We start from the raw sequence: 23,967 nt of genomic DNA, 5'->3' as shown, positions 1-23,967 counted from the left end.
GCGAAGGGTAGATAATATGCGTGGACTCATCGTCGATTTTGTAGGCGTGCTTGACGGCACCGAAGAAGACGTCAAGCGCTGGCGGGAGCTGTTCGCCGCCGCGAAATCCAACGGAGTCGCCACCGCTATTCTCTCTAACGATCCGGGCGGCCCAGGCGCTGAGCACATTCGCGAGTGGGAATACCGCGGCATCGTTGATGCCGTCGTGCTTTCCGGCGAGGTCGGTGCGGAGAAGCCGGATCGTGCCGCCTTCCAGGCTGCAGCGGACGCTATCGACCTGCCGATTAATGACTGCGTCATGGTAGATGATTCCATCGTCAACGTCCGCGCCGCGGTGGAAAATGGCATGGTGGGCATGCTCTACACGGTCTTTGACCGCACCAGCGTGGAAGTCCAGGCAGTCTTCGACATTGAAGGTGAGTTCTAAGTGTCGAAGGATGTGCGCGTCTTCCTGCCAGCCACTTTTGCCATGCTGACAGAGCTGGAAGAAACCGGCCAGCTTGCCGCCCGCAGCGGCTGGGGATTTACAGTAACCCCGGCGCTGCGCGAGTTTTACACGGAGGGCGACGAAGAAGAGATCGAATACTCTGCCTTCCTCGAGGCTTCCATGGCCTCCCTGCGGCTCTTGGCCATCGGCGATGAGGACAAGTTCCCGCACCGCCGAGTCGTCATTTCCGTCGACGTGGACGAGTCCGTAGTGACCCCGAAGCCGGACATGGGTGAACCAGTCGTGGCGCTCAACCCGGCCACTATCACGAAGGACAATCTGCAAGCTATCCACGTGGACATCGAGGAATCCGAGGCTGCCACCGCCAAGGCTATCGCCGCTATCGACAATGCTGACCTCGGCGACGAAGACGCCGAACTCGCCGTCGGTGATGCCCTAGATAACTTCATGGCTTTCTATGATCCCACCGAGCTGCCCATCCTCGTAGAACTGCTCTAGGATCACCAGCGTTAACAGCCCTAACGCGAGTGGTGGTGCTACTCTAAGCCCTTATTGCCATTGCTTGAGAAAAGGAGCACCATCATGAAGGCAACTCGCCTTGCTAGCCTTATCACCGCTGCAGCCCTGAGCGTCACAACCCTCGTTTCAGCACCAATTGCCGGGGCAGAGGAAGCAGTAGCGCCGGCAGCGCAGACAAATCAGACCGTGCAGGGGAGCTCTGCTCAGGAAGCGGCTCCCAGCGAACCTGACCCCAACAATCCGGACCCCAACATGGCCGTGATGCCTAAGACTCCGTGGCTGCGCATCGTTGAGGGCTCCTCGCAAGGACCGATGGGGGTTATCGTCGCCATTCTCTTCGGAATTATCAGCATCGGCTTCGCTGTATACAAGGAGTTCGGTGATTACCTGCCCAAGTTGGGCTAAATGCTGATAGTCTGCTGGAGTAAAACTCAGCTCGATCGAAAGGTCCCCTCAGCATGACTTCCTCTCGTCTTCGCCGCGTAGTTGCTACCTCCACCTTGTCCGTCGCACTTGTTGCTGGCGGAATCGCTGCCCCCACTGCGGGTGCGGTGACCACCTCCATCAAGAATGACAAGTGCACCATCACGTTGAGCGAGGACGAAGCCAGCGACCTCAAGAACGCGGAGTCCAAGGACAACGACGTCGACAGCAGCCTGCTGAAGGATGGCCTTAAGATTTCGCCCAAGGACGCGGAGAAGCGTGCTCGCGACGTAGAGAACCAATCGGACGAGCTCTACCGTGCTCTGGCTGGCTATGAGGCAGAGGTCGAGCTCGGTGACGAGGACGCCGTCAAGCGCGCTAAGAACAACATCAAGGTAGCCGAGACTTTCCGCGACATCGCGCCGGAGTACGTCAAGGCTCTCGATGCGTGTGCCAAGAAGGAAGAGTTCAACAAGAAGGCACCGAGCGGTGATAACACCTCCTCCAACATCGACAAGGGTGGCGCCATCATCCTCGGAGTATCCGGCGCCCTGACGGTGCTCTTTATGGCTCTTCGCGCAGCCAGCCCCTTCCTGAAGACCGTCCTGCCGCCGCAGCTGGCGGCCATGCTTCCGGCCTAAGCCTTAGGGCTTAAGGCCTAAAGAGCCGACGCTTAGGCCCCAATGGGGCCTAAGCCCAATCGACGTTGGTGCGCAGGGAGGCCAAAAGGCCCCGCACTGCATCGCGACGGCGCGCAGAAGCAGTGCCTTCCTCGATGCTCAAGTCCAACCCGCACTCCGGATCCGCGGGCGGCCCAGCATGCGTGCAGCCGCGCGGGCAGTCCTCGATGGCTTCGGCCAGATCATCGAAGACCTCGATGACGTTCTCGGCATCAATGTGGGCCAATCCAAAGGAGCGGATGCCGGGCGTATCAATGATCCACCCGCCATTCGGCGTGCTTCCTTCCGCCGGCAGGCGCAATGCCACCGACTGCGTCGAGGTGTGGCGGCCCTTGCCCACCGCAGAAACCTCACCGGTTTCGCGGTTGGCGTCTGGGACAAGCCGGTTGACCAAGGTTGATTTACCCACACCGGAGTGGCCGATGAGCGCCGTGACATGTCCATCAATTGCGGCGCAGACCTGCTCCAGTCCATCGTCGACGCCGGCCTCCACCACCGTGACATCCAAGTCGGCAAACTCTTGGGCAAATGGAGTGGGGTCGGTGAGGTCGGTCTTCGTCAGGCACAGGACCGGCTGGATATTGCCGGCAAAGGCCGCGATGAGGGCACGCTCCACGAATCCAGAGCGCGGCGGTGGATCCGCCACGGCGCTGACGATGAGCAGGCGGTCCGCATTCGCCACCACGATGCGCTCATAAGGGTCAGTGTCATCCGCGGTGCGCCGGAGGACGGAACGGCGTTCCTCCAGCTTGACGATGCGTGCCAAGGTGTCCTTGCGCCCGGAGGTATCGCCCACGACGCCGACGCGGTCGCCGACCTCGACGGGCGTGCGGCCCATCTCGCGGGCGCGCATCGCGGTGACGACTGGGCCATCGTTATCAAGGGCAACCCCCCAGCGCCCGCGGTCCTTGGTGATCACCATGCCGAACTTGGCATCCTTGTGCTTTGGGCGGTCCTTCGTGCGCGGGCGCGAGCCTTTGCCGGGCCGGATGCGGACATCGGATTCGTCATAGCTGCTCGCGCGCCTAGCCACGGATCATGGCCTCCCACATCCCGGCGAAGCCGGGCAGAGTCTTGGACGTGGTATCGATGTCCTCGACCTCGACCCCTTCGACTGCCAGGCCGATGATGGCGCCGGCGGTGGCCATGCGGTGGTCGGCGTAGGAGTGCCACTGGCCGCCGTGGAGTGGGGCAGGGGTGATGCGGAGGCCGTCGTCAAGCTCGGTGACGTTGCCGCCCAAGCCGTTGATCTCGGTAGCGAGGGCCGCCAGACGGTCCGTCTCGTGGCCGCGCAGGTGCGCGATGCCGGTCAGAGTCGATGGCGTTGAGGCCAGCGCGCACAGCGCAGTCACGGTCGGGGTGAGTTCACCGATATCTCCCATGTCGAGATCGATACCGCGCAGGCCTGCTAGGCCCTCCTCCGGGCCGGTGACCTTCAGGTAGGGATCCTGGCGGGGTGCCTGTGGGACGTACTCAACCTGTGCCCCCATCTGTTCCAGGATGCCGCGGAAAGCATCACCCGGCTGGTCCGTTTCCTCCGGCCAGTTCGGAATACTCACGCTGCCGCCGGCGACGGCCGCTGCAGCCAGGAAGGGCGTGGCGTTGGACAGGTCCGGTTCGATGTACCACTCGCGGCCGTCAATCTTTCCAGGACGCACGACCCAATTATCCTCGCCCGCGACCACATGCACGCCGGCGTCACGCAGCATGCCGATGGTCATCAGGATGTGGGGCTGGGAAGGGACCGTGCCGCCTTCGTGGCGCACGCTGATGCCGTTGCGGTACCGCGCCCCGGCCAGGAGCAAGCCGGAGACGAACTGGGAAGAAGCGGAGGCATCAATGATGACTTCGGAGCCCTCCGGAATTCCATGGGGCGTGATGCTAAGTGGCAGGCTATCGCCTTCGATGTCGACGCCCAACTCACGTAAGGCCTTCGTCATGGTGGACATGGGGCGCTTGCGGGCATAAGGGTCACCGTCGATGACAACGGGCCCATCCGCCAGCGCTGCCACCGGAGGCAAGAAGCGCATGATCGTGCCAGCCAGGCCACAATCGACGGTCGCCCCATGCAGCTGGCCCGGCGTCACGCGCAGGTGCGGGCCCCAGTCAGAGATACCTACGCCCATGGCCTTCAAGGCTTCCTTCATAAGGTCGGTATCGCGGGAGACCAGCGGGTTGTAGATGATAGAGGGGGAGTCAGCCAACGCGGCGAGGATGAGGGCGCGGTTGGTCATCGACTTCGATCCGGGGACTTCTTGAGTCCAGGACAGCGGGCCGGTGGGTTGGGGAGCACTCCAGTAAGCAGACATGTAGTCCATAATAAAGGGCATGTGCGGAAGATTTGTTCTGTTCACCGAGTCCCTACTGGAGGAAGTCGGAGCGTGGGAATCCATTACGGAAGTTCATGCGCCGGAAGGCCTGCCGCCGGCACGCTATAACATTGCTCCGACCCAGCCCATCGCCATCGTGCGGGTTGCGGAGGAGACCGCCCGCGTGGAGCCAGCGCGCTGGGGGCTTATCCCGCACTGGAAGAAGGACCTCGACGGCCCACCGCTGTTTAATGCCCGCGCGGAGACTGTGGCGCAGAAACCTTCCTTCCGGGATGCCTTCAAAGCTCAGCGCTGCGTTATCCCGCTGGATGGTTACTACGAGTGGAAAGCCGGTGAAGATAAGAAGGCCAAGAAGCAGCCCTATTATGTGACCGGGTCCGACGGCCTACTGTGGGCGGCTGGTTTGTGGGCCACGGGGATGGAGAGGCTCTCAGCCACGATGGTGACCACGGATGCCACTGAGGAGATGGCGTGGCTGCATCACCGGCTACCCAAGTTTCTGACTACAGATGAGATCGCACCTTGGCTGGCGGGGGAGGCGCTGTTGGAGCCGAGCTCTGTGCGCGGCTTTCAGGCACACCCGGCGGACCCCGCAGTGGGCAACGTGCGCAACGACTACGCAGAGCTTATCGACGAACCACCGGCCGCCACCCTGTTCTAGTACGCGAGCTCTAGTCGGCAGAACTAGTCGGCGAGCACGTCGGCGAAGGAGAGCTCCAGGACGCGGGGGAGATCCTCCGGGTTCATCTCGATGTCGAGGCCACGCTTGCCGCCGGAGAAAAAGATGGTGTCGAAGAGTAGCGCCGTCTCGTCAACAACGGTGGGTAAGACATGCTTGTGTCCTAACGGGGAGATACCGCCGGGGATGTAGCCGGAGGACTTGGAGGCGTCGGCAGGCGCGGCCATTGTGGCCTTGGACGCACCGAAAGCGGCGGCGGCCTTCTTGAGGCTGAGCTGGTTGGTAACCGGAAGGACGCACACGGCGAGCTGGCGCTTGGGGCCTTTGCCGGCGCTCAGATCGATGACGAGGGTTTTGAAGATGCGTTCAGGAGCAACATCGAGGGCCGCAGCGGCTGCCTCGCCGAAATTTTCGCGACCGCCGTCGAAGGTAGAGACGCGGTGGTCAATACCTGCCTCTTCGAGGAGTTTGAGAGCGGGGGTAGCGGCACGCGGGGTCTTCTTGGACATATAAACCACCCTAGTCCGGAGCGCTAGGATGGTCGGTATGGCCACAGAAACGACGAGCGAGACGCTTCAGAAACAGCGGTTGTTTGAGGAGCAAGCCTTGCCCTTGCTGGACCAGCTCTACGGCGGAGCGATGCGTCTGACGCGGAACCCGCAAGATGCAGAGGATTTGATCCAGGAGACCTACCTCAAGGCCTTTAGCAACTTCGATTCCTTTAAACAGGGCACGAACTTGAAGGCGTGGCTGTACCGCATTATGACGAATACCTACATCAACTCCTACCGGAAGGCCAAGCGCCGCCCGGTGGAATCCTCCGCGGATGAGCTTAGTGACTTTCAGCTGTATACCACGTCCGGGCATGACTCCACGGGCCTGGAATCAGCGGAGGTTGAAGCGCTCAAGCAGATGCCGGACTCGGAGATTTCCGAGGCCATGAATGACCTACCGGAGGATTACCGAATGGTGGTGTACTACTCGGATGTGGTGGGTTTGGCTTATAAGGAAATCGCAGAAGTGATGGGCACCCCGTTGGGGACGGTCATGAGCCGCCTCCACCGCGGAAGAAAACTACTCCGCGCGGCGTTGAAGGACGTAGCACGAGAAAAAGGCATTGGTCGCAACCACCCAGAGATGGAGGAGAAGTAATGGAACGCGCAACAGGACGCAATTGCGGTGCGTGTAACTCTCCCGAGGTTGAAGCGCTCTTTCGGGAGCTGTTCGATGAATCAACGAGCTATGCGCGAGCACTGGAAATCCGCGAGCACCTCGCGCAGTGTGATGCCTGTCAGCAACGCGTCGAGAGTGAAGAAGTAGTCCGAGCGCTTGTGCGCAAATGTTGCGGGGGACAGGCTGCACCGCAGTCACTGCGCCAGCGCATTTGCGTGGAGATTACGCGGACTGAAATCACCTGGGGCTAGGCCTCGGCGCATAAGCAAAGGGCTCGTTCCCGTCCTCGGAATGAGGAAGGAAACGAGCCCTGAATGCTGACGTTATGCGTTAGGACGCTTGCCGTGGTTAGCGGACTTCTTACGGCGATCCTTGCGCTTACGGCCACGCTTGCTCATCGCGTACTCCTTCTGTTAAGGGTAAATGAACTTATTTAACTGTAGCGGCAGGGTATGCCGGAGTGTTAATCGGGGGTGTGCCTTCTGAGGGTTCTTTAGGCGGAAACGCGAGCGCGGGCGCGGCTGCGGTTGCGGCGCTTGATGGCGCGGCGCTCCTCCTCAGAGAGACCGCCCCAGACACCGGCGTCCTGGCCGGATTCCAGGGCCCACTTGAGGCAGGAAGAGGCAACTGGGCAGCGGTTGCAGACCAGCTTGGCCTTAGCGATCTGGGTGAGAGCAGGGCCGGAGTTACCGACGGGGAAGAAGAGCTCCGGGTCTTCGTCGCGGCAAACAGCTTCGTGGCGCCAATCCATGATTGAAATCTCCTAACAAATTTTTGACAGCAGTGGGTGAAAAGTAGGCGCACCTAGGGCAGTTCACAGCTGTGAACTGTTCCGAGTGCTACGGGGTGAAGTGGACTGGTCTGCGGTCAGTGGGGCCCTGTCTCGAGTTGGGGCCAGCGTCGACGCCGCCGTGGTTCACTTTCTGTTAACTCGAAGTTTGCTCCGAGTTATGAACTGATTTAACAGCTCGTTGTTTTTGCTACCTGAGAATAATGACACGTTTACTCAAAGTCCGCTAGGGGTAAAGGGCAAAAAGTGTCCAAAGTCACTAAATAAATGTGGTCGGTTTAGGATTTACTAATGGATTGGAGGCTGTAAGAAGGCTGTCAATAATCCGTCTACCAGCGTTGATGGGGGTAGAACTGTGAGTGTGGTGACCTGGATCGCGTCAAATCCATACTCAGTCCTCTGCCCCCGAAGCCTGGGCGTGTGGGAAGGTTCAGCTGAACGCCGCGGACTGTGTCTGCGGGGCGGGGGAGTCTGCGGTGTGGAGATGGGCTAAACCGTCGGGGTAAGAAGTAGACTAAGCGGCCGTGAACAAGAAGAAGAAACAGTCATCGGCTACGTCTCCCCGGACCGTAGGGAATGGCGCGCCGCCTGCGGTCATCGCGGCGGCGGGCATCGCGGTGGTTCAGTCCATCGCCGTTATCATCTTTGGCATTTTCCTCATCGTCCGTGAGGTATCTGGCGCTGAAAACGACTCGATGGTTTCCGACTCAGGCGCGACGGGCTTCGTCGGCCTGGGCACGGCCATCTTCATTTTTATCGTCTTCGGCTTTGTCATCGTCGGCTCCTGGGCCTTCGTGAAAGGCAAACGCTGGGGGCGCGGCGCCATCGTGCTCGTGGAATTCATCCTGGGCGCCATCGCCTTCCAGATGTTCAGTGGGGGCTCAGCCCTACTCGGTGCACTAACCCTAGCGAGCGCCGGGTTGGTGCTGTACCTGCTCATGGTGCGGCCCGAGGCGGCGCAATGGGCTGAAAGCCACTTCTAGGATGCCTTGAGCGCCACGGCAGTATCCCCGCGCTGTTCAACGATGACCGTGCCGGACAAGGTCAGCGAAATCGGGCCTGAATAGCCATCGCGGTCGACGGGGATGGTGCGCTCCGTCTTACCGGAGGACCAATCCACCACGTCGATTCCTTCTTCAGTGGGCACGAGAACGCGTTCGTCAACGGCAATGCCGGTGCCCAGCGCTTGCTCTAAAACGTGGTCAACCTTGAGCTGAGTTGGCGTAAAGAGGTAGAGGCGCTCGCCATCAAACCACGTCATGTGGTGGGGCAGATCGGCTACGGCAGGAGCAAAGGGGGAGGCGGAGTTGATGATGGACGTCGAAGGTTCCACGTCCGTGGACGACAGCGCTTCACCCTCAAAGTTATAGGACACAATGCGAGGCGTATCGCCCGGCAAGAAGACTGCGGCCGCCTCCTGACCGTAGGCGACGAGGCGCGCGCCCGGATCCTCGATCTTGATGTCTTTGGAAATCTCCGGGGAGCGGGAATCCTCCGGTGTGGCGGTCTGGATACGCAACCACGTGGCATCCGGGGAATCCGGGCAGGATTCGGTCACTGCCATCGTCTCGGTACGGGTCAGCGCTGATGTGATGGCGCAGTCCTCGTGAGGCTGCATGTTGGGTTCCTGCTTGGCATCGACATCGCCGTACTCCACCGTGCGCACGAGGTCGGAGCGCCACAGCTCTACCCGCTCGGCGGAGACAGTTCCCACGCGGTCGTTCGAGACGATGGGGACCACCTCGTCGGAATTGCGGGCGCTGCGGGTATCGGAATACTGGCCGGAGGCAGCATCGATCGCCACCACATCACCGCAGCCGTTGCCCGCATCATAGGAAGCGACAATCTTGTTCCATGCCGTGCCGAGCGAACACAGGTCGGCGTCGCGGCGCTCATAGGTCCACACCTCATCGCCGGCAGCATTCGTGGCGCTCAGGGTGTCGCCGTCATGGGTCACCAGGAGGCCCTTCGACGACACAGCCCGGGCTTGGCCCGGGACTAAGGCGTTGGGCAGGCTGAAGGATTCGGTGAGGGAGTTCGGGACGGCGGTGAGAAGCGCTGGCTCGGCGTTGGCAGCGGCGTCGACTGCCGGGGTGAGCTCAGCCTTGTGGATCGGTGCGGTGATGACCGCACCGCCGATGGCGATGGCGCATACCGCGCTGATCGCGCCCACGGCAATCCAGTCCGCCTTCGTGGAACGCAAAATGGGTGCCTTCTTCGCAGCGGCGTTGTCGACCGGGGATTCTTGGGCGTGCTCGGTGCTCATCGGCGTCCTCCTTGGCGGGGATTGCGTTTACGGGAACGAGTGCGGCGCGCAGCGCGGGCTGAGCGCGTGGATTCGCCACGCGGGGAGTCTCCGCGCGGGGAACCCGAGCGCCGCGGGGCACCCAGCACCTTGGTGGGTGGGCCGACCGTTTCGGCAACACCTTCCGGAATGTCCAGTGCTTCCATAAGCTCCGGAGAAGTGCTGAACCACTGCGGTGGCTCCGCCTGGCCCAAGTCGAGCTCATCGTTGATGACCAGCCACTTGCCCAGCTCGTCGTAACCGACGAGGGTCACCGCCGTGCCCGTATGGCCGGCGCGGCCGGTACGGCCGATGCGGTGAACAAACGTCATTGGATCGTCCGGAACCTGATAGTTGATGACGTGGGTGACATCATCAATGTCGATGCCGCGGGCAGCGACATCCGTGGCCACGAGAATCTCCACGGTGCCGTCGCGGAAGGCATCGAGCGAGCGCTCGCGTGCTTTTTGATCCATGTCGCCATGAACCGCGCCCACCGCGAACCCGCGCTGCGCCAGCTCCTCCGCGACGGCGGCCGCCGAGCGCTTCGTGCGCGTGAAAATGATGGTGCGCCCGCGGCCGTGAGCCTGCAGGATCTTTCCCAGTACCGCAATCTTGTCCATGCGGTGCGCTTGGAAGGTGACCTTGCGGGTGGAGGCATGGGTCTGCTGGGCGTCGGCAGATTCGGCACGGATATGCACCGGCTGGTCCAGGAAGGTGCGAGCCAGCGTCACGATGGGGCCAGGCATAGTGGCGGAAAAGAGCATGGTCTGGTGCGGGTTGCCGTGCAGCAGGGAGAGAATCTTCTCGATATCCGGAAGGAAGCCTAAGTCCAGCATCTCGTCGGCTTCATCCAATACAAGAACGCTGACCTGATCGAAGGATAAGTGCTTCTTCTGGCAGAGATCGAGGAGGCGGCCCGGGGTGCCCACGACGACGTCCGCGCCTGCGTTGATCTGTTTGATCTGCTCCTCATAGGGGCGACCGCCGCACAAGGTGATGACGCTGAGCGGCAGATTCGCGGCAGCGACCTGCAAGTCCCCGCTGACCTGGATGGCTAGCTCGCGCGTTGGCGCAATGACCAGCGCGCGGGGGGTTCCGTCAAGCTCCGGGATGTCGGCATCATCGAAGACGCGATCGAGAAGCGGTACACCGAAGCCGTAGGTCTTTCCCATGCCGGTGCGAGCTTGACCAATGAGGTCCTGGCCATTGAGCGCGATGGGGAGCGTGAGCTCCTGGATGGCGAAGGTGTGCGTAATCCCGTTGTCAGCGAGGGCATCGCAGATCTCTACGGCGACGCCGAGCTCGGCAAAGGTAGGGGATTCGCGGGAATCGCGGGAAGATTTCGGGGCAAGCACACCTTGATAGTAGAGGACGTGGCTATAGTGGGGCCATTAGAGCGCCGGGGGCGCAGGCCTCACGGCACCGATTAATGACAACGATCTAAGGGAGACACACCACATGGACATCAAGTTTGGTTTCGCCGATACCGCCCGCGAACTGGTTATTCACGCCGAAGGCGAGCGCGAAGAACTGACCCAGACCATTAACAATGCCTTGGCGGAGAACTCCACCCTCGAATTGAAGGACACCAAGGGCCGCTCCTACATTGTGCGCACCGAGCGAGTCGTCTACGTAGAAATCGGCACTGCACGCGCCCACACCGTCGGTTTCGCGGGCTAAGTACGCGCGCGCCGTCTCAGCGGGTAGCCTAAATGGCCATGGAGAATCCCGCGGATCTTGGACAGCACCCACAGCGCTTTTCAGCGGTGGAGCGTTTCGCTCGCGAGTATGGCTGGTGGCGCGTGGTGGCGATCCCCGTCATGGTCGTCATCACCGTGTGGGTGCTCGTTGACGTTTTCCGCTCCCCAGCTCAGGAGGCGGACGTGACGGCGGCAGGGGAGACGTCGACAAGCAGCGCTACCGCAACCCCGTCCCTGCCCAAGGGGCCCGATCCTGCCAACGCCAGTGCGGTCGCTGCCGCCAAGGATGGCTTGCCAGCCGGCGGTGCCTTCACGGAGCAGGGTGATGAAACCTACCGCGATGCCGGCCCTTCCACCATGCACGCGGGCAAGGGTGGAAAACAGACCATCCGTTTTTCCGTGGAAATTGAAAATGGCGTGGACACCTCCGCCTACGGTGGGGATGCTGCGGTGGTCGCTCTGGTCGACGCCACCTTGTCCGATCCCCGCGGGTGGACCGCCAACGGAGACTTCGAATTCATCCACGTCAAGGCCGATGACAATCCGGATACGCACATCCGGCTGACTTCACTGGGGACCACCGCAAAGCTGTGCGGTGCGCAGCTGGAATCGGAAACCTCGTGTCACACGACGATTACCGGTGAATCCGCGGTCAACCTCAACGAGTCTCGCTGGGTGCGGGGCGCTGCACCGTTTGAGGGGGATTTGGGCAACTACCGCCAGTACCTGATCAACCATGAGTTCGGCCACGCCATTGGTTACGCGGCCCACCAGCCCTGTGGTGGCGAGGGTAAGCTCGCGCCCGTCATGATGCAGCAGACGCTGAGCCTCAACAACGGGAAGCTCTTTGAGAAGGAACCAAACGAGGTGTATCCGGACGAGGACGTCACCTGCGAGCCGAACCCGTGGCCCTACCCGAATCCGGCTAATTCTGATCACGCCAAGCCCGAGTAAGCCGCTCGAAATTTAAGGACTATTTCCCCATGCCACTGCCACCTGAGCCCGTTCTTGCCGCCTTCAACGCCGAGTTCCACCCGCGCCGAACGCAGGGAGAGCTCGTGGGGCCTGCCTGGGATAACGGGATTCGCGTCGGGGATATCGTCTTTGCCGAGGCGCGGCCGTGGACTGGTTGGTCCGCCAAGGTACGCGAGAAACTCAGTGTGCCGGGAGCGCGTATCGCCCGCCCGGTTCTGACCGCCGATGGGCGCTACACAGCCGCTGGGTGGAAGGCCACGCAATTCGTGGAGGGCCAGCTGCGAGGTCGCATCGATGAAACCGTGCAGTTGGCGCTGCGCCTTGATGACGCCCTCGATGTGGCCCCGCTGCCCACCATGGACCGACTCGAGGACGTATTTGCGCGGGCGGAGCGGGCCGCGTGGGAGGAGAGCGGCGAAGCTTATTCTGATGCTGAGCTTGCGCACCTCCCGTTGGTCACCGCTCACATGGATCTTCTGGGAACCACCATTTTTTCCGGCGCCAATCCGCCGGCGCTGATTGATGTCGTGCCTTCTGCCGCTCCGCGTCCGGCGGGCTGGACTGCAGCGATAGTCATGGTGGATGGTCTGATTGCGGGGGCGGTGGATGGTGATATTTGCACCCGCTTTGCAGCGGTGCCCGGAATGCAGCAGCTCTTGCTGCGTGCGGTGGCGTATCGCCGTTACATCAATATCCTGCACCCGCGCTCCAAGGCGACCGTGCGTTCGAACATTGAAAGGGTGGAAGAGGCTCTCGTGTCCGCGGCATCTGACAGACTGTAGGACGTGAAGTACAGCAGCGAATCCCCCACACGTTCCGGCGTCACGCTTCCTCCCTCGCCGGATGTCCGCCTTGTTCCCCGGAACCGCCGGGCCACGTCTCGCACATGGGATGTACCGGTGCCCTCGGAGGGCACGTGGCGGGTGCTCGGTGCGGCGGGTTCCGGAGTATCGAGCCTGCTGATCGACGTGGTCTTGGGCCAGCTCAACGCCGGGGCCGATGCCTCCGGCATCCTCGTCGTCGCCCCGTCCAAGGAATCCGGTTCGCTGCTGCGCCGGGAATTAGCAGAAAACCTCGATGATTATGCGGCGCAAACATCGATGGTGCGCTCGGTGCACTCGTTGGCCTTTGCATTGCTGCGCCAGAGCAGCGAGGAAGAGCTGCGCCTGATTACCGGCGCAGAGCAGGATGCGGTCATCCGCGAGCTGCTCCAAGGCCATGCTGCGGATGGCAGGGGCGCGTGGCCGGAGGAGATGCGGCCGGCCCTGGGGTACGTGGGTTTTGCGCGCCAATTGCGTGACTTGTTGTTGCGTGCCATCGAACGGGGGCTGGGCCCGTTAGACCTGGAAGAGCTGGGGGAGCGCTACGGCCGGCCCATGTGGGCGGCGGCCGGCGAGTTCCTGCGCGAATATGAGCGCACTCAGGCGCTGGCGGGCTCGCATTCCTATTCCGCTGCGGAGCTGGTCAGCCAGGTGCTTTTGCGCCCAGAGCTGTTGCGCGAGCACCCATGGCACACCATCGTGGTTGATGACGCCCAGTTGCTCGATCCGACCTCCGGCCAGCTGATCGCGGAGTTGGCGAAGACCGCCCGTCTCACCGTGATTGGTGGTGACCCCGACCAAGCAGTCTTTGCCTTCCGCGGTGCTAATTCGGAATTCCTCACCACGTGGGAGGCGGAGAACGAGCTGCGCTTAGACTCGACGCACCGCACTCCCTCCCCGGCCTGCGTGAGCGTCGTGGAGTCGCGCGGCACCTTGCGTGATGTCCTGGCAAATACGGTTCGCCGCCGGCACTTAGAAGACGGCGTGGACTGGCGTGATATCGCAGTGATCGTGCGCTCTACCGGGGATATTGGACCTGCCCGGCGTACGCTGCTGTCTGCTGGCGTGCCGGTGCACATCAACCCCACGGACGTGGTGCTCGCTGAGCAGCGCTTGGTCAAAGCAGTACTTCTGGCTTTGCGTGCTCTGGAGAATGAGCTTGAGCCTGTGGAGCTCGAGGACTTGATTACTGGTCCCGTGGGCGGCGCTGATCCGGTGACGCTGCGGAGGCTCATCCGCGGCCTGCGCCGTTGGAAGCCGGAGCAGCGCGGTATGGACACGCTGCGAGAGCTGCTGGATGGTGAGTTGCCGGACTTCAACAACCTCCTGACTGAGCGCGAAGAAGCGATCCTGGCCCGCATTCGCGGGGTGCTGTCGGCCGGGCGTGCGGCCTTGCAGCAAGGCGCTGCTGTTGAGGAAGTCCTCTGGGAGGTGTGGCAGGCCACCGGTTTGGACACGCGCCTGCAGGCGGCAGCCTTGCGCGGCGGTGCCGCGGGTTCGCAGGCGGACCGAGACCTGGATGCCATGATGGCGCTGTTCGATGCCGCCGGTGACTATGCCGAGCGCCGCCCGGCGGCCTCCCTAGAGTCCTTCATCCTGCACATCACGGAGCAAGAATTGCCCACCGGCGTGCGGGATCGTCGCTCGGCGCTGCCTGATGCGGTAGAGATCCTCACCGCGCACGGCGCGGTGGGCCGCGAGTGGGACACCGTCATCGTGGCGGGCGTTCAGGAAGGAACGTGGCCGTCGGTAGGGGAGACCGGCTCTCTCTTCGGGCAAGAGGACCTCATCGATCTCCTAGATCGCGGCATCACACCCGGCACCCCAGTCAGCCACGTGTCGGGGCGCTTGGCGGAGGAGCGCCGGCTCTTCCACGTGGCCACCACGCGTCACCGATGCCGCCTGCTCGTCCTCGCGGTGGATTCGCCGGAGAGCGATGTGGCCGAGGAGCCGTCGCGCTTCATCGATGAGTTCCTGTCCGCCCGCGGTGTCGATGTCCCAGGAGCACAAGCGCGCCGGGAAGCGGGTAAGTGGCTGGCGCGCCAGGCCTGGCCACGCGAGCTGGGCCTCGAGGTTCCGGAACCGAATCCAGTGACGTTGCCCAGTGCGGCTAGTGGGGAGGAAGAGCTCGATCCCCTTGACGTCTCCGTGCTCTCGGTTCCCGCCTTCGTGGCGCAGCTGCGGCGTTGCGCTACCGATCCGGAGACGGGTGAGGCCGAGCGCTCCCAAGCGGTGCGGCAGTTGGCCCGTCTGGCCGAGGCTGGGGTTCCGGGGGCGCACCCGGATCAGTGGTGGGCCGCCCGCGGCATCGCCTCGGAGCTGCCTCTGCATGGTTCCAGTACCGTGTCGCCGTCCCGGGTCGATGCCCTGCTCACGTGTCCGCTCAATGCGGTGCTCGGGCAGCTCGTCGAGGATGACTCAGCGGATATCAACCTTCTGCGGGGAAATTTGGCGCATGCTTTCCTGGAGGCGCTGGGCCGGGGAGCTGCCGCTGAGCCTGCGAAGCAGCTCGTGGTTGATGCCTTCGCCGCGCTGCTTGATGGCCCCGCGTGGCGCCGCGAGGCTGAGCGCGCGGACTTTGAGCGCCTTATCGACCGCACCCACAGCTGGGTGCTCTCGAGCTCGACGTCACTCGAACCCGTCGGCGTTGAGGTTCCCGTCACCGTGGACATCGGCCTCGATGTCACCATTCGTGGGTTCATCGACCGGCTGGCGAAGGCCGGTGAGGACTATGTGGTAGTGGATCTCAAGACCGGAACAACGGTTCCCTCGAAGGCCAGCGCCCAGGACAATACCCAGCTCATGACGTATCAGCTGGCCCTGGCACACGGTGAACTCGTCACGGCACCAGCAGACTCTGACGGCGAGCCTCAGTCTGTATCCATCAGGACCGGTGCCGGCCTGCCGCGTGGCGGCGGCGTGCTGGTGTACCCGCGATCCAGCGCTGCTTCCGTGTCCACCCGGGAACAAGCCACCAAGCCCCCAGAGGAACTCGAGGAATTTGCGCAGGCGCTACCTGCACTCGTGGCCGAGCTGCGCGGACCGGGGCTGACCGCGCGTGAAAACGCCGATTGTGATCGGTGCCCGATCCGCCCTATTTGCCCTGTGATGAATGAAGGAGCTCTGGTGACCGATGCCTAAGAACACCACCCAACACTTCAGTCCTGAAGAGCTGGCCAGTGCGCTGGGGAAGCCTTTTCCTCCCACCGCAGAGCAAGCCGCAGTCATCGACGGTCCACTCGGGCCGAAACTTGTCGTGGCCGGCGCGGGCGCTGGTAAGACGGAGACGATGGCCTCGCGCGTGGTGTCGCTGGTCGCAAACGGGTTGGTGCGGCCCGAGCAAGTCCTGGGCCTGACCTTTACCCGCAAGGCAGCCCAGCAGCTGGAGCAGCGCATCCGCCGCCAGTTGCTGACCCTGCGCTCCTCAGGAATCCTTGCTCCGGGCAGCCCAGCGGCAGAGGCAGTGGAGAATATCGCGCCTAACGTCTCCACCTATGACTCCTACGCGGGTGATCTGGTCCGCGAGTATGGCTTGCTCATGCCGGTGGAGCCGAATGCCCGCATCATCACTGAGGCGGAGCGCTATGCCATCGCCCACGAGGTCGTCAGCAACTACACGGGCTCGCTGAGCACCGATAATGCAGTGGCCACGGTCACCGCCACCTTGCTCAAACTGGCAGAGACCATGGACGGGGAGCTCAAGGATCCCCACGATCTGTATGAGCACGAGGACATCTTCCGCAAGACCGCAGAGGACCTAGAGAAGAGCAAGAGGACCAGCGGTGAGTACAGCCAAAAGCTGCAGGGATACCTGGATACCCAACGCCTGCGCCTGGAATACCTTCCCTTGGTGGAAGCAGTGAAGAAGGAACAGGCGGAGCGCGGCGTCATCACCTTCGGCGAGCAGATGTCCATCGCTGCCACCCTGGCCAAAAACTTCCCCCTCCTAGGCGAGCAACAAAGCGCGCGGTATCGCGTGGTCATGCTGGATGAGTACCAGGACACTTCCCACGCACAGCGCATCCTGCTGCGTTCCCTCTTCGGTGGTAAGCGCGAGGGGCTCTCGGTTACCGCGGTCGGTGACCCCATGCAGTCCATCTATGGCTGGCGCGGGGCGACGGCGGAAAACCTCGAGGCCTTCGTCACGGACTTCCCGCAGGCTGACGGCACCCCGGCGCCCAAAGACCAGCTGACCACCTCCTGGCGCAACCCCTCGACGGTGCTAGGGATGGCCAATGACGTGGCCTCGAAGCTCTTCTCCGAAAGCCCGGGCGAGCGGCCGGTGGATGAGCTATCGCCAAAGCCCACCGCGCCGGCAGGCACGGTAGAGCTGGGCTATTTCGCCTCCGAAGATGAGGAACGAGACTTCATCGCAGAGCACCTGCGTCAGCTCTATGAGTCCACGCCGGAGGGTGAGGACTTCAGCGCCGCAGTACTCGTGCGCACCAATAAACAGTCCCCGTTGATCGCCGCGGCCCTAGACAAAGTCGGGGTCCCCAACGAAATCTTTGGTCTCGGCGGGCTGCTCTGGCAGCCGGAAATCCAAGACCTCGTAGCGGTGGCCACTCTGTTGGTACGTCCGCAAGACACCGCGGCGGCGCTGCGCGTGCTGACCGGGCCGATGTGCGGCCTAGGTATCGCCGACATCCAGGCGTTGCATTCGCGCCAGCGCAACCTTGCCGGTGCTGCGGAGGGGCGCACGCGCTGGGAGGGCGGTGATCCCCTGGAGCACCTGGCTACCCAGATCGAGGACATCACCGCAGAGGGGCCTGACCAGGTGCTGGGGCTTGCCGACGCCCTCGCAGACCTCGGAGAACGCGAGCGCTACAGTGCCGAAGGCCTAGAGCGAATGGAAGAGGTTTCCTCCAAGCTGCGCTACCTCCGCACCTATTCCCTGGGAAAGTCGCTCAACGACATTGTTGCCGATATTGAGCTGCTCTTTGGTCTGCGCACCGAGGTCTTGGCCTCCGGGAAGCCAGGCGGGGCAACACACCTCGACGCCTTCGCCGACGTCGTCGCTGGTTTCCACGGGGAGGGCCTAGCCGGGCTCCTGGACTATCTTGAGCTGGCTAAGGAGAAGGAAGACGGCCTTGAGTTGGGAGAGGTCCCGCTCGTGCGCAACCGCGTCCACATCATGACGGTGCACAAGGCTAAGGGCTTGGAGTGGGAACACGTCTGCGTGGCACACGCGGATTCCGCAAGCTATAAGGCGCAGGCGGAGACTTTCCTGACCAAGATCGAAAAAGCACCGGGTGATGAGGATGTCATCGATGTCCCCGAGGACGCGGTGACACGCTCCGACTTCGACAAGGCGTGTGAGGCTTTCAAGGAACAAAACCGCGAGTTCCAAGCAGAGGAAGCAGCCCGCCTGTTCTACGTGGCAATGACCCGCACCGAGTCCACCCTGACGGTGACTGGCTCCGGAACCAATAAGGCGAAGGGCAAGAGCAAGAAGGGCCCGTATTCCTACCTGCAACTGCTGGCGGATAAGCACCCAGAGCTCGTCGTCCACTGGGAGGTCCCCGAGAACCCCGTGGAAGACGAAGAGCGCTCTGTTACGGAGGCCTCTTTCCCTGCACTAACCCCGCAACCGGAAGCGCTCAAGGCCGCAGACGCGGTACGCGCGGCAATGGAGAACCTGCCACCGCTGCGCGATGGCGAGGTCTTTGGACTCTGGGAGCAGGAGGCGAGCGCGCTCATCGAGGAACACAAAGCCCTCCAGGCCCCGGTGGTCGATGTGGAGCTGCCTGGCGAGTTGACAGCCTCCGACATGGTGGCGATGTCAGCGGATCCCACTCAGTTTGCCCGCCGCCAGCGCCGCCCCATTCCCTTCAAACCCAACTCCTATGCCAAGCGCGGCACCGCCTTCCACGCCTGGCTGGAGGATCGGTTTGGGGCGCCTGCCTTGCTGGGGGAGGACGAGCTGCCCGGCTCCCACGATGAGCCGGACCACGACCTGGAATCACTCAAAGAGTCTTTCCTAGCTTCGGAGTGGGCGCAGCGCACACCTGCCTATGTGGAAGCGCCTTTTGAGATCACCATTGGGGACTCGGTAGTTCGCGGCCGCATGGACGCGGTTTTTCAGCAGCCGGATGGTTCCTGGCTCATCGTGGACTGGAAGACTGGCCGCCGTCCGCAGGGTGCTGCACTGAACTCGGCGCAGATTCAGCTCGCCGTGTACGCGGAGGCATGGCGGCGTATTCACGGCGTGGAGACCGTCCGCGCGGCGTTCTTCTATGTGCATGAGAACTACCTTTTGGAGCCGGATGACTTGCCCACTGGAGCACGGCTGGCTGAGCTTTTAAGCTCTGCAGTTTCCACGCCACCAGGGTTGAGTCTAAGGTAGTCTCACGAGGAAATCCGCATCATCTAGGGAGGTTGGCGCTTCGTGCCCAAGCACTTAAGAAAACGCATTACGTCGCGTTTTTTATCGCAGGTTGAGCTGACCTCGCAGCCTGACCACGCGTTGCTCGATGTCATCACGATTCCGCGCACGCAAAGCACCAGCCCGTGGAAGCAACTGGCGCGCCGCGTGATATGGGCCATGGGGCTGATGGTCTTTGTCACCATCATCGTCTTTTTCGACGGTGATGGGTATAGCGAGGATTTGTCTTTCTTGGATGCGGCTTATTACTCGGCGGTGTCGCTGACCACTGTGGGCTACGGCGATATCGTCCCCGTGACCCCCACCGCGCGCTTCATTAACCTCATTATCGTTACCCCGGCCCGCCTGCTCTTCCTTGTTTTGTTGGTCGGTGCTACCTTGTCGGTTCTGACGGATCGAGCCCGTCGCACGTTTGAAATCCAGAATTGGAGAAAGCAATTGCGTAACCACACCGTCGTCATCGGCTATGGCACCAAGGGCGCCGGTGCGGTCGCCGCGCTGATCGCGGATGACGTCCCCGCCTCCCAGATCGTTGTTGTTGATAACAACCGTGCAGCCTTGGCCAGTGCCGAGCACCATGGCCTCGTCACCATCTATGGCTCCGGAACCAAGCAGGACGTCCTGCGCATCGCCGGCGCGCAGCATGCCTCCTCCGTAGTGGTGACGCCGTCCACGGACGATACCGCGGTGCTGTGTACGTTGTCCGTGCGTGAGCTTAACCCTAAGGCCAAGGTGGTCGCGTCTGTGCGTGAATCTGAAAACCGCCACCTTCTCCTTCAATCCGGCGCTGATTCGGTGGTGACCTCGGCGGAGACGGCCGGCCGCCTGCTGGGCCTCGCTACCGTAACGCCAACCGTGGTGGAGATGATGGAGGATCTCCTCTCACCGAACGAGGGTTTCTCCGTGGCGGAGCGCGCGGTGCGCGAATTCGAGGTGGGCTCCAACCCGCGCCACCTCGCTGACATTGTCCTGGCCGTCTTGCGCAACAACGAGCTGCACCGCGTCGACACGGCAGATGCGTACGCGCTCAAGCCCGGTGACCGCCTGCTCTACATCAAGCACGAGATGCAGCAGGCCGCGGAAGATTCCGATGAAGACGAGGACGAAGGCAATTAATGTTCCTTCCTGTCACCGAGACCGGCCGCGTCCCGGTTACGCCACAGGGCCAGCCGGTCTTTCTGGCTGAGCCGGCGGGGGACATCGTGGTCACGGCCGGGGCCATCCATGCTTTCCTGCTGGGCACCGAGGCCGCCGAGCGGCTCGGCGCGCTGCGTGATGCCACCTTCTTTAACGGTCAGCGCGACATCCTCAAAGCCCTGCATCTGATCCGTAACCGTCGGGAAGCGCGCTTTGATCCGCGCAGCGGCCGCGAGCTGTCTTATCCTGCGCCCGGGGCGGTGGGGCGCGATGGCGAGCGCCTCGTCTTCCCACGCCTTGATCCCGCCGTCATCGGTATTATCCGTCACGCAGACTCGGACCAGATCCTGTTGGCGCGTAACCGCCACCGTCCGGACTTCTTCTCCTTGATTGCCGGCTATGTGGATCCCGGTGAGACCCTCGAAGAAGCGATGATCCGGGAGGCGTTGGAGGAAACCGGTCGCCGTGTTGAGTCAGTCAAGTACTGGGGTTCACAGCCGTGGCCGCCGAGCGGTTCGTTGATGGTGGGCTTTTCCGCGGTCACGGAGGATGTCCAGCCCGTGTGCGATACTGACGACGAGCTCGCTGAGGTGCGGTGGGTGTCCCGCGCCGAGCTTCCAACATTGACCATTGCCCGCCAGGGCTCAATTGCACACACGATGATTATGGAGTGGTTCCACGGTGATGAGACCGGATCTGTCCCTGCTCGATGAAGACCAGCGGGCCGCCGCCACGGCGCCGCGCGGCCCGGTCTGCATCCTGGCCGGTGCCGGAACGGGCAAAACTCGCACGATCACCTATCGCATCGCTCACATGGTGGATCAGGGCTTCGTCAACCCGCAGCGTGTTCTGGCCGTCACTTTTACCTCTCGTGCCGCGAGTGAAATGCGCGAGCGTCTCAACCAGATGGGTGTCGGGGGAGTGCAGGCTCAAACCTTCCACGCCGCGGCGCGCCGCCAGCTGAAGTACTTCTGGCCGCAGGTCGCCGGGGATCTGCCGTGGCAGCTCATCGATAATAAGTTCAGCCTGGTTGCACGTGCGGTGCGTTCGCTCGGTCTGGACAATAACAAGGACACCATCCGTGACTTCCTGGGGGAAATCGAATGGGCGAAGTCTTCGTTGATCAGCCCCGAGGGCTATCCCGGCGTCATCGAGTCCACGGACCGCGAAGCACCGGGGGATCCGGCCAAGGTGGCAGAGGTCTTCCGCCGCTACGAGGACATGAAGGCCACCCCGGATCTCATGTACCTTGATTTCGATGATTTGCTCATGCACATCGCGGGCGCCATCGAGAACGTACCGGCGGTGGCGGAGGTCTTCCGTGAGCAGTACCGCACCTTCGTGGTGGATGAGTACCAAGACGTGACGCCGCTGCAACAGCGCGTGCTGGAGGCCTGGCTGGGGGAGCGCGATGACCTGACGGTCGTGGGCGATGCTAACCAGACCATTTATTCCTTCAACGGAGCTTCCCCGGAGTACCTGCTGAATTTTTCCCGTACGTATCCGCAGGCCACGGTGGTAAAGCTGCAGCGAGATTACCGCTCCACTCCGCAGGTGACGGATTTGGCCAACGAGGTCATCTCGAAGGCCACGGGCCGCGCGGCGGGGACCCGCCTGGAGCTGCAAGGTATGCGCGAGCCTGGCCCCGAGCCCACTTTTAAGGCCTATGAGTCTGAGGAGATCGAAGCCAAGGAGGTCGCGGGCCAGGTTCTGACTTTGCTCAACCAGGGCGTGAAGGCTTCCGAAATCGCAATTCTCTACCGCATCAACGCGCAATCAGAGCAGTTTGAGCAGGCGCTTGCCGACGCCGGAGTGGTCTACCAAGTCCGCGGCGGCGAGGGATTCTTCCGCCGCCCAGAGATCTTGGAGGCCATCCGCGTGCTCATCGCTGCCACGCGCCGTGATGATCTGCCGAATGATCCTGTGGCCGTGGCACGTGCGGCCTTCGTGGAGCTGGGGCTGTCCGCCACGGAGCCGCAGGGCGCGCAGGCGCGTGAGCGCTGGCAGTCGCTCACGGCGTTGGTGGATCTCATCGCGCAGATCGTGGAGGACCACGAAGGGATCGACCTGCCTGGCGTGCTGGGGGAGCTGCACCGCCGATCCGAAAACAAGCACAACCCCACGATGGAGGGCGTGACCCTAGCGACCATCCACGCTGCCAAGGGCTTGGAGTGGGATGCGGTCTTCCTCGTTGGCCTCACCGAAAAACTCTTGCCCATTAACCACGCCATCAAGGCCGGCGATGAGCACGTGGAGGAGGAGCGCCGGCTGTTCTATGTCGGCATTACCCGTGCGCGCGAGCACCTGGCTTTGTCGTGGGCGTTAGCCAAGACGACCGGTTCGCGGGCTTCGCGTGAGCGAACTCGCTTCCTTGACGGCGTGGTGCCGGGAATCGAGGAGAGCCAGTCATCGAACCGTCGCTATCGCCCGCGCCGCTGCCGCGTGTGCTCGGGCCAGCTCAGCAGTCCCGCCGAAAAGGTTCTGGGCCGCCACGAGTGGTGCGAATATGAGGGCGATGAGGATGTCTTCAACGCGCTGCGCGCCTGGCGCGCGTCCGTTGCTAAGGACTCCCAGGTTCCTGCCTACGTCGTGTTTTCCGATGCCACCCTGCAAGCCATCTCGGAGGCGCTTCCCGCCAGCGAGGCCGAGTTGCTCGACATCTCCGGGGTAGGCCCCTCCAAGCTGGAGCGCTACGGCGCGGAGGTGTTGCAGATCATCGCCTCTACCCGGGGTTAGGCACCGGCGCAGAACGTACAGCGCGGGTGCTCCATCAACAGCCGGTGTTGCTCGATCCCGTAAGGGTCTATCTCCTTAAGCTCCCCGGCTAACGGCTTGCCGCCGGGAGCCCCGGGCGGGGCGGGCCTTCCCAAAAGGCGGCGGATGGTGACCACAGCATGCATCACTATTGCGGTGCGCACGATCGGATCCCCCGGCGGTTCTACCGCGGCGGCGCGGCGCGCCACCTCGTGCCACTGCTCGTCCGCATCGATGCGGTGCAGATGCGCGCACAGTGGACAAGGCCCCGCGCCGGCCACGCGGACCGGACCGATGATGCCGCGGGCATCCAGCATCGATACCGGTAGCCACGTCGCCGAGGATTTGTGCAGGGCTTGTGCCCATTCCGTCGCGCCGTCCAGCATGTCGACGGCGACAATCGGCAGGTGCCCGGCCACGTTCGCGATGTACTCGGAGGGCGTTTCGCTGTGGAGAGGGGAGCGGGGCTGGAAGGAATCGTTCAGGAGGACGTCGCGTAGCTCGTTAGCGAGGGCCGACGTACCCAGCACGGCCACGCGCTGCGGCTGGGGCGCTGGCCACAGAACGCGGTAACTGATCAGATCATCAACCAGGCTGCGGGCAGCAGACGGGCTGGTGCCGGTATTTTCGATGGATTTTTCAATGGTTTGCCGGGTCAGCGGGGTGCGCAACCGATTGAGCAGGCGTGCCAGTTGTGGGTGGGCCTCGAACACGCCGACGCGCGTGGCATCCATCCCACACTGGAGCATCCCGGGCTCGCGCTCCAGGATTGTGGTTTCCGGTGCCAGCATATACGTCTGTGCAGACATGGTTTCCTCCCCGTTGATGACCCACCCCAGCTGTGCTTAGCCATCATTGCACCACAG

Annotated in this window: 24 protein-coding genes; 16 read left to right on the top strand and 8 right to left on the bottom strand. The window is 62.7% G+C overall.

Translation table 11 applies throughout. From position 1 onward, the window contains the following. Positions 1-16 precede the first annotated feature (16 nt). The 4 genes from FME68_RS11895 (at position 17) to FME68_RS11880 (ending at position 2,031) form a co-directional block, all read left to right on the top strand. Positions 17-427, top strand: coding sequence for an HAD-IA family hydrolase (locus tag FME68_RS11895; RefSeq protein ID WP_010189184.1), 411 nt, complete (start codon positions 17-19; stop codon positions 425-427). 12 nt (positions 428-439) lie between these two features. Then, on the top strand, positions 440-946 hold the full coding sequence (locus FME68_RS11890) for a DUF6912 family protein (protein WP_175974375.1): 507 nt from the start codon (positions 440-442) through the stop codon (positions 944-946). A gap of 84 nt (positions 947-1,030) precedes the next feature. After that, positions 1,031-1,372, top strand: coding sequence for a hypothetical protein (locus FME68_RS11885; protein WP_046647455.1), 342 nt, complete (start codon positions 1,031-1,033; stop codon positions 1,370-1,372). Between the two features lie 53 nt (positions 1,373-1,425). Then, positions 1,426-2,031 carry a hypothetical protein gene (locus FME68_RS11880; RefSeq protein WP_046647456.1) on the top strand — a complete coding sequence of 202 codons (606 nt, stop codon included), beginning with the start codon at positions 1,426-1,428 and terminating at the stop codon, positions 2,029-2,031. 49 nt (positions 2,032-2,080) lie between these two features. Here the strand turns inward: FME68_RS11880 and rsgA are convergent, their stop codons facing one another. Together rsgA and aroA are read right to left on the bottom strand one after the other, a co-directional pair. Continuing rightward, positions 2,081-3,103: a ribosome small subunit-dependent GTPase A gene (gene rsgA, locus FME68_RS11875; RefSeq protein ID WP_046647457.1), complete on the bottom strand. Its 1,023-nt coding sequence runs from the start codon at positions 3,101-3,103 to the stop codon at positions 2,081-2,083. Continuing rightward, positions 3,096-4,400 carry a 3-phosphoshikimate 1-carboxyvinyltransferase gene (gene aroA / locus FME68_RS11870; RefSeq protein WP_158397676.1) on the bottom strand — a complete coding sequence of 435 codons (1,305 nt, stop codon included), beginning with the start codon at positions 4,398-4,400 and terminating at the stop codon, positions 3,096-3,098. Before aroA ends, rsgA begins: the two co-directional genes overlap by 8 nt. Here aroA and FME68_RS11865 point away from each other — a divergent pair. Then, positions 4,399-5,061, top strand: coding sequence for an SOS response-associated peptidase (locus tag FME68_RS11865; protein ID WP_158397675.1), 663 nt, complete (start codon positions 4,399-4,401; stop codon positions 5,059-5,061). The two genes, aroA and FME68_RS11865, sit on opposite strands and share 2 nt — an antisense overlap. 23 nt (positions 5,062-5,084) lie before the next feature. Here the strand turns inward: FME68_RS11865 and ybaK are convergent, their stop codons facing one another. Next, on the bottom strand, positions 5,085-5,588 hold the full coding sequence (gene ybaK / locus FME68_RS11860; RefSeq protein WP_158397674.1) for a Cys-tRNA(Pro) deacylase: 504 nt from the start codon (positions 5,586-5,588) through the stop codon (positions 5,085-5,087). Between the two features lie 37 nt (positions 5,589-5,625). Between ybaK and FME68_RS11855 the strand changes: the two genes are divergently transcribed. Further along, positions 5,626-6,231: a sigma-70 family RNA polymerase sigma factor gene (locus FME68_RS11855; protein ID WP_049156090.1), complete on the top strand. Its 606-nt coding sequence runs from the start codon at positions 5,626-5,628 to the stop codon at positions 6,229-6,231. Next, positions 6,231-6,503: a mycothiol system anti-sigma-R factor gene (gene rsrA, locus FME68_RS11850; protein WP_080975102.1), complete on the top strand. Its 273-nt coding sequence runs from the start codon at positions 6,231-6,233 to the stop codon at positions 6,501-6,503. Before FME68_RS11855 ends, rsrA begins: the two co-directional genes overlap by 1 nt. 72 nt (positions 6,504-6,575) lie before the next feature. On the opposite strand, the gene FME68_RS13525 is transcribed toward rsrA, so the two are convergent. After that, on the bottom strand, positions 6,576-6,650 hold the full coding sequence (locus tag FME68_RS13525; RefSeq protein ID WP_012714902.1) for a 50S ribosomal protein bL37: 75 nt from the start codon (positions 6,648-6,650) through the stop codon (positions 6,576-6,578). A gap of 95 nt (positions 6,651-6,745) precedes the next feature. Further along, a complete protein-coding gene (locus FME68_RS11845) occupies positions 6,746-7,003 on the bottom strand; it encodes a WhiB family transcriptional regulator (protein WP_042529827.1) in 258 nt (85 codons plus the stop codon). A 563-nt stretch (positions 7,004-7,566) separates the two neighbouring features. Between FME68_RS11845 and FME68_RS11840 the strand changes: the two genes are divergently transcribed. Beyond that, complete coding sequence (locus FME68_RS11840; RefSeq protein ID WP_049156093.1) at positions 7,567-8,025, top strand: hypothetical protein; 459 nt, start codon at positions 7,567-7,569, stop codon at positions 8,023-8,025. Here FME68_RS11840 and FME68_RS11835 read toward each other — a convergent pair. Further along, positions 8,022-9,308, bottom strand: coding sequence for an Rv3212 family protein (locus FME68_RS11835; RefSeq protein WP_158397673.1), 1,287 nt, complete (start codon positions 9,306-9,308; stop codon positions 8,022-8,024). The two genes, FME68_RS11840 and FME68_RS11835, sit on opposite strands and share 4 nt — an antisense overlap. Continuing rightward, the gene (locus tag FME68_RS11830) at positions 9,305-10,684 is read right to left on the bottom strand and encodes a DEAD/DEAH box helicase (protein ID WP_328287846.1); all 1,380 of its coding nucleotides are present in this window, start codon (positions 10,682-10,684) and stop codon (positions 9,305-9,307) included. The genes FME68_RS11835 and FME68_RS11830 overlap by 4 nt, the downstream gene beginning before the upstream one ends. A gap of 103 nt (positions 10,685-10,787) precedes the next feature. Between FME68_RS11830 and FME68_RS11825 the strand changes: the two genes are divergently transcribed. From FME68_RS11825 to FME68_RS11790, 8 genes are read left to right on the top strand one after another with little or no spacing between them, the layout of a single operon-like run. Continuing rightward, complete coding sequence (locus FME68_RS11825; protein ID WP_046647465.1) at positions 10,788-11,009, top strand: DUF3107 domain-containing protein; 222 nt, start codon at positions 10,788-10,790, stop codon at positions 11,007-11,009. Between the two features lie 32 nt (positions 11,010-11,041). Then, a complete protein-coding gene (locus tag FME68_RS11820; RefSeq protein WP_158397672.1) occupies positions 11,042-11,983 on the top strand; it encodes a DUF3152 domain-containing protein in 942 nt (313 codons plus the stop codon). Positions 11,984-12,012: 29 nt separating this feature from the next. After that, positions 12,013-12,786 (top strand): hypothetical protein, encoded by a 774-nt coding sequence (locus FME68_RS11815; RefSeq protein ID WP_158397671.1) that lies wholly within the window; start codon positions 12,013-12,015, stop codon positions 12,784-12,786. Positions 12,787-12,789: 3 nt separating this feature from the next. Then, on the top strand, positions 12,790-15,966 hold the full coding sequence (locus FME68_RS11810) for a PD-(D/E)XK nuclease family protein (protein WP_328287845.1): 3,177 nt from the start codon (positions 12,790-12,792) through the stop codon (positions 15,964-15,966). Then, on the top strand, positions 15,959-19,171 hold the full coding sequence (locus FME68_RS11805) for an ATP-dependent helicase (RefSeq protein WP_158397670.1): 3,213 nt from the start codon (positions 15,959-15,961) through the stop codon (positions 19,169-19,171). Before FME68_RS11810 ends, FME68_RS11805 begins: the two co-directional genes overlap by 8 nt. Before the next feature lie 42 nt (positions 19,172-19,213). Then, positions 19,214-20,326, top strand: coding sequence for a potassium channel family protein (locus FME68_RS11800; RefSeq protein ID WP_049156104.1), 1,113 nt, complete (start codon positions 19,214-19,216; stop codon positions 20,324-20,326). Beyond that, positions 20,326-21,060: an NAD(+) diphosphatase gene (locus tag FME68_RS11795; RefSeq protein ID WP_158397669.1), complete on the top strand. Its 735-nt coding sequence runs from the start codon at positions 20,326-20,328 to the stop codon at positions 21,058-21,060. Before FME68_RS11800 ends, FME68_RS11795 begins: the two co-directional genes overlap by 1 nt. After that, on the top strand, positions 21,032-23,083 hold the full coding sequence (locus FME68_RS11790; protein ID WP_158397690.1) for an ATP-dependent DNA helicase UvrD2: 2,052 nt from the start codon (positions 21,032-21,034) through the stop codon (positions 23,081-23,083). The genes FME68_RS11795 and FME68_RS11790 overlap by 29 nt, the downstream gene beginning before the upstream one ends. On the opposite strand, the gene FME68_RS11785 is transcribed toward FME68_RS11790, so the two are convergent. Further along, positions 23,080-23,910 (bottom strand): hypothetical protein, encoded by an 831-nt coding sequence (locus tag FME68_RS11785; RefSeq protein WP_070512163.1) that lies wholly within the window; start codon positions 23,908-23,910, stop codon positions 23,080-23,082. The two genes, FME68_RS11790 and FME68_RS11785, sit on opposite strands and share 4 nt — an antisense overlap. Positions 23,911-23,967: the final 57 nt, after the last annotated feature.

This window comes from Corynebacterium hiratae (assembly GCF_009708045.1).
Lineage (GTDB): Bacteria > Actinomycetota > Actinomycetes > Mycobacteriales > Mycobacteriaceae > Corynebacterium > Corynebacterium hiratae.
Note: the sequence above shows the minus strand (reverse complement) of the source record. Positions and strands in the feature narration are given on the sequence as shown.